The sequence below is a fragment of the Herbidospora sp. NBRC 101105 genome (genome assembly GCF_030269205.1).
In the GTDB taxonomy this organism is placed as follows: domain Bacteria; phylum Actinomycetota; class Actinomycetes; order Streptosporangiales; family Streptosporangiaceae; genus Herbidospora; species Herbidospora solisilvae.
The window spans coordinates 129,031-140,937 of sequence record NZ_BSSX01000011.1; the positions used below are offsets into that span (position 1 = coordinate 129,031).

An 11,907-nucleotide genomic window follows, 5' to 3' on the forward strand; every position below is an offset into this window, starting at 1 on the left:
ACCCATGGGAAAGCTCGCGATCGAGACGAGAGGTTTGAAGAAGAGCTTCGGCACGACCCACGCGGTCGCCGGTGTGGACCTGGCCGTGAGCGCCGGGGGCGTGTACGGCGTGCTCGGTCCGAACGGGGCGGGCAAGACCACCACGATCCGCATGCTGGCCACGCTCCTGCGCCCCGACGCCGGAGAGGCGCAAGTGCTCGGCTACGACGTCGTGCGTGACGCCCGGGCGGTGCGGAGCAGGGTGGGCCTTACCGGGCAGTTCGCGTCGGTCGACGAAGACCTCACCGGGGTGGAGAACCTGTTGCTGCTCGCCAGGCTGCTCGGCTACTCACGCCGCCGAGGCAGGGAGCGGGCGGCCGACCTGCTCGACGCGTTCGGTCTTGCCGAGGCGGCCGACCGGCAGGTGAAGAAGTACTCCGGCGGGATGCGCAGGCGCATCGACATCGCGGCGAGCCTGGTCGTCACCCCCGAACTGATCTTCCTCGACGAGCCCACGACCGGGCTCGACCCGCGCAGCAGGAACCAGGTCTGGGAGATCGTCAGGGGCATGGTCGCCGAGGGCGCCACCGTGGTGCTGACCACGCAGTACCTCGACGAGGCCGACCAGTTGGCCGACCGGATAGCGGTGATCGACCACGGGAAGGTGATCGCCGAGGGCTCGAGCGGCGAGCTCAAGGCATCGGTCGGCGCGGGCTCGCTGCACGTACGGCTACGTGCGCCCGAGCAGCGGGCCGAGGCAGAGCGGGTCCTCGCCGGCGTCCTCGAGGTGCCGGCTGAGCCGTCCGCTGACCCGGCCGCGCTGTCCGCGCGGATCTCCGACCCCGAGCGGGTCGCCCGTTCCCTGGCCGAGCTGTCCCGCAGCGGCATCGACGTCACCGAGTTCGCGCTCGGTCAGCCGAGCCTGGACGAGGTGTTCCTCACCCTGACCGGACACGCCGCCGAGGAGACACCCGAGGAGGATGCCGCATGACCGCCACGTCCGCGGAGCAGGCGTCGGCGCCGGTCACTGAGGACGCGCTGCGCAGCGTGCTGTTGGCCGGTGAGCGGCCGTCTCGCCCCGGCCCGGTGCGCACCTCGTTGACATTCGGCTGGCGCGCTCTGCTGAAGATCAAACACGTCCCGGAGCAGCTCGTCGACGTGACCATGTTCCCGATCATGTTCACACTGATGTTCACCTACCTGTTCGGTGGCGCGCTCGCCGGGTCGACTCAGGAGTACCTGCAGTTCCTGCTGCCCGGGATCCTGGTGCAGGCGAACGTCATGATCACCATGAACACCGGCATAACGCTGAACACCGACATCCAGAAGGGGGTGTTCGACAGGTTCAGGTCACTTCCGGTGTGGCGACCCTCGCCGCTGGTCGGCGCCCTGCTCGGCGATGTGATGCGCTACTCGATCGGGTCGGCGATCGTGATCACGCTCGGACTGGTCCTAGGGTTCCGGCCGGAGGGTGGCGCCGTCGGCGTGGTGCTCTCGGTGGTGCTGCTGCTGGTGTTCTCGTTCTGCCTGTCGTGGCTGTGGACGATGCTCAGCCTGATCCTGCGCACGCCGAACTCGGTGGCGGGGGTCAGCCTGATGGTGATGTTCCCGCTGACGTTCGTGAGCAACATCTTCGTGGACCCGAAGACGATGCCCGGGTGGATGCAGGCGGTCGTCGAGGTCAACCCGATCACCCACCTGGCGACCGTGGTACGCGGCCTGATGGACGGCTCGGTGCCCGCCGGGGAAATCGGCTGGGTGCTCGTCTCGTCCGTACTTCTCGTCGCGGTCTTCGGTCCCATCACCATGGTCCTCTACCGCAACAAGAAGTAGATGCCGCTACCGCGAGCACTTGGTCGAAATCAACTCCGACAACGCGGCCCACTCGGCCAACGCCATCACCGGTACAAGGCCCGGACACGACAAGGAGAGCCGAATGGGCACCATCCCCAAGAACAACTCGGAAACCGTTGCGCACAAGCCCAGGCGGGCGAGCAGCATCGGGGTCTGGATTCTGCAAGTCGTGCTGGCGGCGATAATCGCCGGCGGCGGAATCTCGAAGCTCGCCGGCGACCCGGTCATGGTGGACATGTTCGCCGACATCGGGGCCGGCCAGTGGCTCCGGTACCTGGTGGGAGCGCTGGAGGTCGCGGGAGGGATTGGACTTCTGATCCCGGCTCTGGCGGGCCTGGCCAGTCTCGGGTTGGCGGCATTGCTGACCGGTGCTGTCACCACCGATCATTTCGTGCTCGAGCAGAGCCCTTGGCTGCCGCTCGCCTTACTCATCGTGGCGGCCGTGATCGCAAGGACGCGGTGGTCGCGCACCGAGGCCGTCGTCGGCACGCTGCTCAGGCGCTGAGACAAACCTCTCGAACGGAGATGTGAGATGAACGAGATGGCCTTTCGCGTGACATCAAACGATGGCACCACCATCGCCTACGACCGGAAGGGAAACGGTCCGGCCGTCATTCTGGTGGGCGGAGCACTCGACGAGGGGGTGGAGAACGCTCCCTTGGCGCCGGCTCTCGCCGAGCACTTCACGGTCTACAACTATGCCCGTCGGGGACGCGGCGCGAGCGGCTTCACCGAGCCGTACGCCGTGGAGAGGGAGATCGAGGACCTGGATGCGTTGATCGCGGAGGCGGGCGGCTCGGCACACCTGTTCGGGGCGTCCTCTGGTGGCGCGCTGGCGCTGGAAGCGGCCGCGGCCGGGTCAGCCATCGACACGATCGCCGTGTGGGAGGTGCCCTACGCGGTCGGGGACGACATCCGCCAGCGATTCGAGGAGTACGTCGCGGACACCCGACGCGCCTTCGACGCCGGGCGAGACGAGGAGGTTCTCGAACTGTTCATGCGCTTGAGCGGCGCCTCCGACGACAACATCGCGGCCAGGAAAGCGGCAGGCAAGCAGACGGCGCATTGGGCGCATTCGGTCGCCCTCGCGCCCACGCTGGTCCACGACAGCGTCTTCCTCAACCGCTACCAATTGCCGGCCGATCGACTGGCAACGGTCACCCAACCGGTCCTGGTCACCACCGGAGGACCGATCACGGTCCCCTATATGGCAGGCCTGACCTCGGACTTCTTCGACCGCGCAGCCGACGAGCTCGCAGACCTACTACCCCACGCTCAACGGGAGACCCTCGAGGGGCCGGATCACGTCGTCGACCCACAGACCGTCGGCCCGCTGTTGCTACGGTTCTTCAGCAGCGAACACTGAGGGGCCTGCGAGGTCTTGCGGGAAGACCGATTAGGCACCACGCAAGCAGATCTTCGTCGCGCCAGGGACACGGGGCGGACAGGTGGTGTCGAGGTTGATGTCGTCGGCGGCATCACAGGCCTGATCCTGGGCGTGCTCGTCACCAACGTCTTCGTCACCACGCAAGGCCGGGCCGTCGTACTGACCTGGGCTTCAGTGGGACTCGACCTGGCCTACTCGCTGCTCATCGGCTCCGTCGTCGGTCGAATCCTCCACTCCGGGCCGACTCAGCACCGCCCACCGAAGCCCTGCGCAGCACATGACCAGGCACCTCGGTAGGGCCAGTGATTCCGGGCTGTGGTCGCATGCGGTCACCGTTCCCGGGCGGTGGCCCGGTGCCGGAAGTCGTGCCCACGGCGTGCTCACGTCAGGAGTGCCACCGATGACGCAGCCGCGTTCCCGGGTCGACCTGTACGCGGCGATCCGACGGGATGCCCGATCTGGGATGTCCAACCGCGCGCTGCAGCGCAAGCACGGCGTCGGCTTCCGAACCGTGACAGCGGCGCTGGAATCTGCATGGCCGAAGGAGAGAAAGCAACCGCCCAAACGCGGCTCACGGCTTGACGCGTACCGAGTGGTGATCGACGACTGGCTGCGCTCGGACCTCGACGCGCCGCGGAAGCAGCGACACACGGCGAAGCGGATCTTCGATCGACTGCTTGACGAACATGACGGGGCCGGGATGGTGTCGTACTGGATGGTCCGCGAGTACGTCGCCACCCGACGCCGTGAGATTCGCGTCGAGGTCGGACGGGAACCTGCCAACGCGTTCATCCCGCAAGAGCACCTCCCGGGCCGCGAGGCCGAGGTTGACTTCGGCGACGTCGCCATCCGCCTGCGCGGCGAGCTCGTAACCTGCGCGCTGTCCAGCCTTCGGCTCTCCTACTCGGGCAAGGCCGTGCACAGGGTCAGTGCCTCGGCTGGGCAGGAAGCCTTCTTCGAGGGTCACGTCCACGCCTTCAACGTGCTCGGCGGGGTGCCGACCGGGAAGATCCGCTACGACAACCTCAAGGCCGCCGTCGCGAGCGTGATCGGGTTCTCCCGCCAGCAGGTCGAGGCCGACAGGTGGACCGCCGTCCGTTCCCACTACGGCATCGAAGCCTTCTATTGCCAGCCCGGAATCCAAGGTGCGCACGAGAAGGGCGGCGTCGAGGGGCAGATCGGCTGGTTCCGACGCAACCATTTTGTCCCCCTCCCAGAAGTCGACTCCCTCGCCGACAAGCGCCGACAGTGCTTGTCACGCTCTCGCGGGCGGGGGCACACGGTGACCGGCCCCTAACCGCCCTCACATGAGGTGGGCGGGGAATCGTGACCCTCGTAGAGAAGGGAAGGAAGAAGCCTCCACGAGGTGAGGGTTTCCCGACTAACTGCCTGACTAGCCAGGGGCCAGATGGGGTGGATTGGCGCCCTTGACCCCGTACTTCAGGCCGTAAAGTGCTACTTTAGCCGTTTGCGCAGAGACACTGAATTCGCCATCTCCAGCAGAGATCAATGGCAGGTATCCCATCGCCTCTGAGAATTGATTCACGCGCTCCACGGCGTGCCGTACCTCGTCTGGTGCACAAGCGATGACGTCTGAAATTTCACCCGCGCTCATGGCCTCGTCGGGCTTGTTGCTGAGTACTTCAAGGACCCGACGATGCTGAGGAGCAAGAGGTTTCACAAGATGCGTCACCGTGGCCAGAACCTCGTCGGTTTCTTCCCATTTTCTGGTTGGGTCGAGTGCTGGATTCACTCCATGCTGCGACCGATCCTGATCAGCATTGGCCTGAGGCACTGTCGATGAACGCTCCGCTCTTTGCGTACTGGACTGACACGTCCACACCAGGCATTCGGAAAGGGTTCGGCCCTCCGACGTACGGGTCTAGCAGGTCGGCGTTGAACCTGAGCGCCGCCGCGATCACCCGGCTGCAAAACACCGCCCGCGTCCTGATCAACACCATCCGTCCGGCGGCCACGAAAGAGAACACGCCCGGGCTCGCGAAACCCCGCCCACCCGACGCGAAAACATCAGCCGGTCGACTCGGGGCGAGAGTCAGTTGTAGATACCGCCGTCCTGCACCTCGCCCTGCCTGATGCGATCATCCTGCTCCGCGTCCCTCTCCTCCTGCTCCAGTTTCTTCTCCTCCCACTTGTCCGACTCCTGCTCGGCCTCGGTCGGCTTGAACACACGACGGGCCTTTTCCCACAACGCGTCACGAGACACCGCGGAATGCTCGGAGACCTCGCCCAGATAGTATCCGGCGACCTCCCCGACCTTTTCGCTCATGATTCCCGTAGGAGTGAAGCCCGCCTCGTAAGCTCCCATGGCGGTTCCGTCACTGCCGCTGTAATAAAGGTCTCTCGTCTTCTCCGGAGCGGCGCCGGGAATCCAGGTGAAGAAAAAGGTGAGGGTGGGATGGGAATCCGAGCCCAGGTCTCGGATGTCCAGGGTGTAGAGGCCCCAACGGCAGTCGTCGGCGGGCAGGCCCGCGAGAAACTCCTCGTAGGGTGCGGCCGGGCCGCCGGTCTGAGCCACGTCCAGCAGGAAGAACCGATTGATCTTGAAGATGGCGTGTCCGTACGTCGCCGTCGCGGTCTCCGACTCGGCCTCCTCGCGGATCTGCATGAGCAGCTCTCCCGTCTTCGGGGCGAGCCGCCCGACGGAGACCTCCCGGTCGGGCACGGGCAGTTCGCGTGGCGGCCCGGCGGCCACCAGCCGGTCGAGCACCGCCCCCTTCGACAGGGCGATGTGGTCGGTGGCCGTGTGTAACACCAGCACCCGGTCGAATGCCCGCGCGAGAATCGCCGTGGACTCCTCGTAGAGTCTCCTCTGGGCCGAAGGGGCGGCCTCGGGCAGCCAGGTGAACAAGACGGGCTCGAAACTGCACAGGCTGCCGTACGAACCGAGGTCCATGGCGCAGAGACCCCACCGGCATTCGTCGGCGGGCAGCGCGGCGAGAAAATCGTCGAAGGTCCGGGGATCGGGCTCGCCGTCTTCCGAATCCTCGTCGTCCTCCAACCCGTCATTTTCCGGGATGATGACCGATTCGGCCTCGTCGATCCGGTAGATCACATAGCTGGACTCCAGGTATTCCGCCACGTTGGAGTATGCGGTCATCACATCGGCATTGAGGTGGAGGTTTCCGGACATTCGCGGCTCCCTTCGCGCGGCCTGCCCCACGCTAATGGCCCGCCGATGCCATTGAAAGATCACAAAGTTGTGGCTCTCGGCGACATTGCCAATCGAATTCCGGGACCATAGTGGGACCGTAGACGGAGTTCACCGGCGGAATGTTCCGGCATTCTCTACGGGGAGGAGGCGCGTGGCCTTCCTCGAAGCGTCGAACGACTCCAGGCGCGCCGTTTGGTTCGGCGAGGCGTGCGTCCGCGCATGCCGGCCATGGTGGGAGCCGCCGAGACCATGCAACCGGTGTTCAAGCTTCCCGTCGACCAACGGATCGAAGGGGGAGTGGCCAGCGCCAAACCGCGTCCCCCTGCTGTTCCGCGGAGCTGCAGCACGCGACCTCTGCCTTCAGGCGGAGGACTTCGGCCAGACCACCGCCGCGGCACTCGCTCTTCCCCGAGGCCGATGACTGCCTGGTGTATCCGATCAGACTCGTACACCGGGCGGCGTGCAACTCCGTGACTTCACCCCTGATGACGTTGACCCGCTTCTCGCCCTTTACGACGATGGCGAGGTCAAATATCAGACCGGGTAGGAGCGGCGTACCGGGCGACGATGGTGCGGACGGCCTCGTCGACCACCTGGGTGACGCGTTCGGCGCTCACCTGCCAGCCCGGCACCAGGAGTGTCGGCCAGAAGACGTAGTTGGAGATCATGCCCAGGAACTGGGTGGCTGCGAGGTCCACGTCTTCGACTCGTACCGTTCCCGCCTCGTGCTCGGCCAGGAGGTAGCCGCGTACGGACTCGAAGTAGGGCATCTTCCCATGCGCGAACTGCGCGTTGGCGAGTTCGGGGAATCGCGGCAGCTCGGCGATGACGATGCGGAACAGGTCGGTCATCTGGGCGCGGCTCAACAGCTCGGCGTAGCGGCGACCGATGGTGCTGAGCCCGGCGACGACGTTGCCCGCCGGCGGAGGATCCTCTTCGTCACCGGTTGACCAGGACTCGGTGACCATGGCGTCGAACAGGGCGGCCTTGCTCGGAAACTGCTTGAACAAGGTGGCCCGGGAAACGCCCGAGCGCTCGGCGATCCGCGCCAGCGACGTCCGGTCGTAGCCCAACTCGAGGAACAAGGCGGTCGCGGCCCTCACGATCAGCGCGCGCTTCTCCTGGGCGATGCGCTGGTGATACGTCGTCACGACCCCACTCATGGGCCGAGTATACGAGGTGAGTGGCTTGACTCACCATTGCCACCCGCCTACCGTCGGGGGAGTGGTGAGTCGCTCGGCTCACCATCGCCTACCGAAGGAACATCTGATGCGCCGCTTCGACAACCAGACCGTGCTCGTGACCGGTGGGACCGGTGGCCAGGGATCGAGCCACGTACGTGCCTTCCATGCGGAGGGAGCGAACGTGGTGATCGCCGACATCGACGCCGAACGCGGCGCCGCTCTCGCCGCCGAGCTCGGGACCCGCGCTCGCTTCACCCGCCTCGACGTCACCGATGAGAGCTCGTGGTCCGCCGCTGTGCTGGCCGCCGAGAGCGCCTTCGGCGCCCTGAACGTGCTCGTCAACAACGCGGGCGTCCAGAACCCGCCGGCGCCGATCGAGAAGACGGACCAGGCCACGTGGTCGCGCATCCTCGACGTCAACCTCACAGGGACCTTCCTCGGCATCAAGGTCGCCGCCCCCGCTCTGCGCCGCGCGACAGGGGGAGCCATCGTCAACATCGCCTCGACGATGGGCCTGGGCGGCACGGCGCACTACGCGCCGTACGTCGCCGGCAAGTGGGCCGTGCGCGGTCTCACCCGAACGGCGGCGCTCGAGCTCGGCCGGGACCACATCCGCGTGAACACCATCCACCCCGGCGTGATCGCGACCTCCTTCATCCAAGAACCAGCGGCCGGGGCCACCGCGGCAATCGCCGACTTCTACTCACCCGAGCCGTTTGCCATCCCCCGACTTGGAGAGCCGACCGACGTCACCCTGCTTCTGCTGTTCCTCGCGTCGTCAGAGGCGTCGTTCATCACGGGGTCGGAGTACGTCATCGACGGTGGACTCCTCCTCGGGCCCGCCCTTCAGATGGAGACCGCATGAGCAGTCCAGACCCGACCGGATGGAACGAGGCCGTACGGGACGTGTCACTGTCGCACCTGCCCGATCACATCCGGCGAGCCATCGAGATCACACCCGCCGCGGGCGCCCGTGAACGGATCATCGACATCACGACGCGGGGGCGCCGCACCGGCCGGCCACACCGCATCGAGATCTTCTTCTACCGAGCTGCGGGCTCCACCTACCTGTGTAGCGGCGCCGGCGGGGGAGCTACCGACTGGTATGCGAACCTTCTCGCCAATCCCACCTTCACCTTCCACCTCAAGAACGGGATCCGTGCGGATCTACCTGCGCTGGCCACGCCGGTCACCACCCCGGCTGAACGTCAGGCCGTGCTGGCGGAGATCGTCGCGGATCTCAACCAGCCCCACGACCCCGGCACCATCCGGCCGACTCGGCTCGAAGACTGGGCCGACAGCCGGCTGATGCGCATCAGCTTCCGCCATCGGCCGTGATCGCGCCAGAGACTGGGGTGTGGTCACGACAAGAGCGGCCTGTCGAGGTGTCAAGACGGAAAGGCTCCTGCACGCTCATCCTGAAAGACCTCCACGGGCCCGACGCCACCGACGAGCGCTCAGGTGCGTCCGCCCACCGCGATTTGACGACCTTCTGCCGCCTCGACGAGCGTGGGCTCGTCGTCACCGGCCGGCGGTTCGTACTCGAGCGCGCAGTCCTCGCGTAGGGTCCTTGCCGTCAGCCGGCGGGGCTGAGCGGGTTCCCAGCTGAGGGTCCGGCGGTGACGGGGCGCGACTGGCCGCGATCATCGAGTTCCTCACCGAACACGAGGCGCAGGCCTGCCCGCGGGACGTCCCTGGTCAGCACGTACACAATCCCGTCGAGGGCTACCCGCCACCGCCGCGGCGGGGCCGGGGGCGCCATGCCCACGCTCATATCCCGAGACTGAGCCGATCCCAGCCTCATCTGCAATGGGCTCTTAACCTGAGGTGATGACGAAGAACTGGGCCGACGTCCGCCGATACTTCCTGCGCGACACGGTCGCCCATGTCGCGACCCTCCTACCCGACGGTGCGCCCCACAGCGTTCCCGTGTGGGTGGGTGTGGAGGGCGACCTGATCGCCTTCTTCTCGCTCGCAGGCTCGCAGAAGGTGAAGAACCTCGAAGCCGACCCCCGCATCGCCCTCTCGGTGACCGGCGCGGGCAACCCCCTCGACATGGCCACCGTGCGCGGCCGCGTCGTGCGGCGCCTCGATGGGGACGCGGCCCTGCCGGTCGTCGACCGGATCGCCGGGCGATACACCGGCGAGCCGTATGACATCCGCGAGGGTCTGGTGGCCTTCCTCGTACAGCCGGAGGTCTGCTGGGCCCGCGACTACACCGCCGAGTAGGTCCTCACCGTTGTGAGGCGAAGGGACCCTTCGGGGCGAAGGCGTAGTCGGCGAACCGGCAGCCGATGAGCTGGTGTGTGGCGGTGTCGGGGTGGAGCGCGTCGGGGAGGGGGTGCTCGGCGGCGTCCGTCTCTCCGTAGAGCGCGGTCCCGTCGAGGTAGTGGAGGTTCGGGTCGTCACCGCGCCGCTCGACCAGGGAGGCGAGCGCGTCGCGGATCACCCGGAGGGTGAGGCGCCCGAGCTCACGGTCTCCGGGCCGGCCGGTCGCGGTGAAGCGGACCTGGTCGGTGCCCAGCGTCGCCGGGTCCACGGCTCCCGGTCCCGGGGTGTCCTCGTGGATGGGACACAGGATGGGGGAGATCACCAGAAGCGGTGTGTCGGGGTGTCCGTCGCGGATGGTGTCGAGGAAGCCGTGGACGGCGGGGACGAAGGCCCGCAGCCGCATGGCGTCGAGGTTCACGACGTTGATTCCGAGCTTGACGCTGATCAGGTCTGCCGCGGAGTCACGTATGACGCGGGCGGTGAACGGGTCGACCAGCGCGCTTCCCCCCAGGCCGAGGTTGTGCAGTTCGACGCCGGCGCGACGGGCCGCGACGACGGGCCAGATCTGAGTGGGTCCGCTCGCGTTCGAGCCGTGGCTGATCGAGCTGCCGTGGTGGACCCACAACGGGCCCTTCGCGTCGACGGGACGGACGGGCTCGTCCGTCCGCAACTCGACGAGCTCAAGCCCCTCATTGTGCGGCAGCCAGATCTCGATGTCCTTGTCACCGGGGCTCAGACGCTGGAACGACACCGTATGTGAGGGGCCCGGCCGGAACCGCGTCGCCCCCGTTTCGAGGTCGACCTCCACGAGATCGCCATCGGCCAGTCGTACCTCCTCGACCCGTTCTCCGTCGACGACAAGATCGATCCCTCCGCGCGGGCGATCCGCGCCCCGATAGGCGACCCGGGTGGGATGCACGACCAGTTCGATCGTCCGCGCCACGGTCGTGAACGCGAGACGGGCGCCAGAGGGCTGCGCCTCCATCATCGACAACTGCGGATCCGGGAACTGTTCGCGCACCCGTCCGGGCAGCCGGTGGAGCCGGACGCCTCGCGAGGTGCGTTCAAGCTCGGCGACCCCCCGGACGAGCCGGTCGTCGAAGGCGGTGGTGATCATGGTCGTTCTCCTTCGGAGGGCGCGGGCCAGGCCCGCAGAGCGGCGTCGAGCGCGTCGATGATCCGATGCCAGGAGACGGCGGCGGACGGCCGGCTGTGAGCGAAGCCGCCGTTGCGCTCGATGCGGAGATAGCCGTTGATGGTGCTGCCGATGAACCGCACGGCGTGGACGTGCTCGCTCTCCGGCAGCGGATAGCCGCGGAGGACCGCGGCGGTGAGGGCGACGATGTCGCGCGCGCCCGCCGACCGGGCAGCTTCCTCACCCACGGGGCGCTGCAAAGCGTCCCAACGGCCCGGCGATTCGCGTGCGTAGTCGCGATGCGCGTCGGCCAGCGCCTCAAGAGCTGACCGTTCGGCCCGTCCCGCCACGGCGACCGACACCCGGCTCGCCAGTTCGGTGAGGGCGAGGACCGTCACACCCTCCAGCAACGCGTCGCGGTCCTTCACGTGTGAGTACAGGCTGGGGCTCCGCACTCCGAGTCGGCGGGCGACTGCCGACAGCGTGACCGAGTCGAATCCCGTCGCGTCCGCGAGGTCGGCGGCCGCCTCGACGATCGAAGCCACCGTCAATGGGGTTGCCTTCATGCCATCACCATATACCTAATACCATTAGGCTTATTCCTAAACTTAGTAGGCATCACGGTAGATCCATGAGTTCCTCGACTTAAGTGGTCACCGGGAACGGTTCCGGTTGAGGCGGGAACCAGCTTGTCCACCCGGCGGTCGAGACTCCCAGCAGATAGCTGGTGGCGACCACGCCGATCCGCGCCTGCTCCGCGCGTCGTCGTCGTTCCAGCAGCCAGTCGGGGAAGTAGGAGCCTTGGCGCAGCTTCGGGATCGCCGGCTCGATCGTCCCGGCCCCGGACCGGTGCAGATGACAGTGCCGTAGCGTGGGAGCCGACACTGGTGTGTTGAGTCAGAGATGGATCTGGTGTTCTGGCATG

The 11,907-nt window shown here is 66.9% G+C and carries 13 protein-coding genes and 1 pseudogene; 8 read left to right on the forward strand and 6 right to left on the reverse strand.

Translation table 11 applies throughout. The features are described from left to right. Positions 1 to 4 precede the first annotated feature (4 nt). From QSK34_RS36800 to istA, 5 genes are all read left to right on the forward strand, one after another. Positions 5 to 970, forward strand: a complete 966-nt coding sequence (locus QSK34_RS36800; RefSeq protein ID WP_285591359.1) for an ATP-binding cassette domain-containing protein — start codon at positions 5 to 7, stop codon at positions 968 to 970. Next, a complete protein-coding gene (locus QSK34_RS36805; protein ID WP_285591361.1) occupies positions 967 to 1,812 on the forward strand; it encodes an ABC transporter permease in 846 nt (281 codons plus the stop codon). The genes QSK34_RS36800 and QSK34_RS36805 overlap by 4 nt, the downstream gene beginning before the upstream one ends. Before the next feature lie 19 nt (positions 1,813 to 1,831). Further along, complete coding sequence (locus tag QSK34_RS36810; protein WP_285591363.1) at positions 1,832 to 2,338, forward strand: DoxX family protein; 507 nt, start codon at positions 1,832 to 1,834, stop codon at positions 2,336 to 2,338. Positions 2,339 to 2,365: 27 nt separating this feature from the next. Next, positions 2,366 to 3,199, forward strand: coding sequence for an alpha/beta fold hydrolase (locus tag QSK34_RS36815; RefSeq protein WP_285591365.1), 834 nt, complete (start codon positions 2,366 to 2,368; stop codon positions 3,197 to 3,199). 421 nt (positions 3,200 to 3,620) lie between these two features. Next, positions 3,621 to 4,517, forward strand: coding sequence for an IS21 family transposase (istA, locus tag QSK34_RS36820; protein ID WP_285591367.1), 897 nt, complete (start codon positions 3,621 to 3,623; stop codon positions 4,515 to 4,517). 96 nt (positions 4,518 to 4,613) lie between these two features. On the opposite strand, the gene QSK34_RS36825 is transcribed toward istA, so the two are convergent. The 3 genes from QSK34_RS36825 to QSK34_RS36835 all read right to left on the reverse strand — a co-directional run bounded on the left by QSK34_RS36825 (position 4,614) and on the right by QSK34_RS36835 (position 7,555). Next, on the reverse strand, positions 4,614 to 4,973 hold the full coding sequence (locus QSK34_RS36825) for a hypothetical protein (protein ID WP_285591369.1): 360 nt from the start codon (positions 4,971 to 4,973) through the stop codon (positions 4,614 to 4,616). Between the two features lie 300 nt (positions 4,974 to 5,273). Then, on the reverse strand, positions 5,274 to 6,371 hold the full coding sequence (locus QSK34_RS36830) for a cofilin family protein (protein WP_285591371.1): 1,098 nt from the start codon (positions 6,369 to 6,371) through the stop codon (positions 5,274 to 5,276). A gap of 548 nt (positions 6,372 to 6,919) precedes the next feature. Then, positions 6,920 to 7,555 (reverse strand): TetR/AcrR family transcriptional regulator, encoded by a 636-nt coding sequence (locus QSK34_RS36835; RefSeq protein ID WP_285591373.1) that lies wholly within the window; start codon positions 7,553 to 7,555, stop codon positions 6,920 to 6,922. Between the two features lie 106 nt (positions 7,556 to 7,661). Here QSK34_RS36835 and QSK34_RS36840 point away from each other — a divergent pair, with 106 nt between their 5' ends. The 3 genes from QSK34_RS36840 to QSK34_RS36850 all read left to right on the forward strand — a co-directional run bounded on the left by QSK34_RS36840 (position 7,662) and on the right by QSK34_RS36850 (position 9,805). Further along, positions 7,662 to 8,441: a glucose 1-dehydrogenase gene (locus QSK34_RS36840; protein ID WP_285591375.1), complete on the forward strand. Its 780-nt coding sequence runs from the start codon at positions 7,662 to 7,664 to the stop codon at positions 8,439 to 8,441. Further along, positions 8,438 to 8,914, forward strand: a complete 477-nt coding sequence (locus QSK34_RS36845; RefSeq protein WP_285591376.1) for a nitroreductase/quinone reductase family protein — start codon at positions 8,438 to 8,440, stop codon at positions 8,912 to 8,914. Before QSK34_RS36840 ends, QSK34_RS36845 begins: the two co-directional genes overlap by 4 nt. A gap of 492 nt (positions 8,915 to 9,406) precedes the next feature. After that, positions 9,407 to 9,805, forward strand: coding sequence for a TIGR03618 family F420-dependent PPOX class oxidoreductase (locus QSK34_RS36850; protein ID WP_285591378.1), 399 nt, complete (start codon positions 9,407 to 9,409; stop codon positions 9,803 to 9,805). Between the two features lie 4 nt (positions 9,806 to 9,809). Here the strand turns inward: QSK34_RS36850 and QSK34_RS36855 are convergent, their stop codons facing one another. The 3 genes and pseudogenes from QSK34_RS36855 to QSK34_RS36865 all read right to left on the reverse strand — a co-directional run. Next, a complete protein-coding gene (locus QSK34_RS36855) occupies positions 9,810 to 10,964 on the reverse strand; it encodes a GDSL-type esterase/lipase family protein (RefSeq protein WP_285591380.1) in 1,155 nt (384 codons plus the stop codon). Then, entirely contained in the window at positions 10,961 to 11,548 is a 588-nt protein-coding gene (locus QSK34_RS36860; protein ID WP_285591382.1) for a TetR/AcrR family transcriptional regulator, read from the reverse strand. Before QSK34_RS36860 ends, QSK34_RS36855 begins: the two co-directional genes overlap by 4 nt. 136 nt (positions 11,549 to 11,684) lie before the next feature. After that, positions 11,685 to 11,822, reverse strand: a pseudogene (locus QSK34_RS36865) (transposase); the annotation flags it as partial. Positions 11,823 to 11,907: the final 85 nt, after the last annotated feature.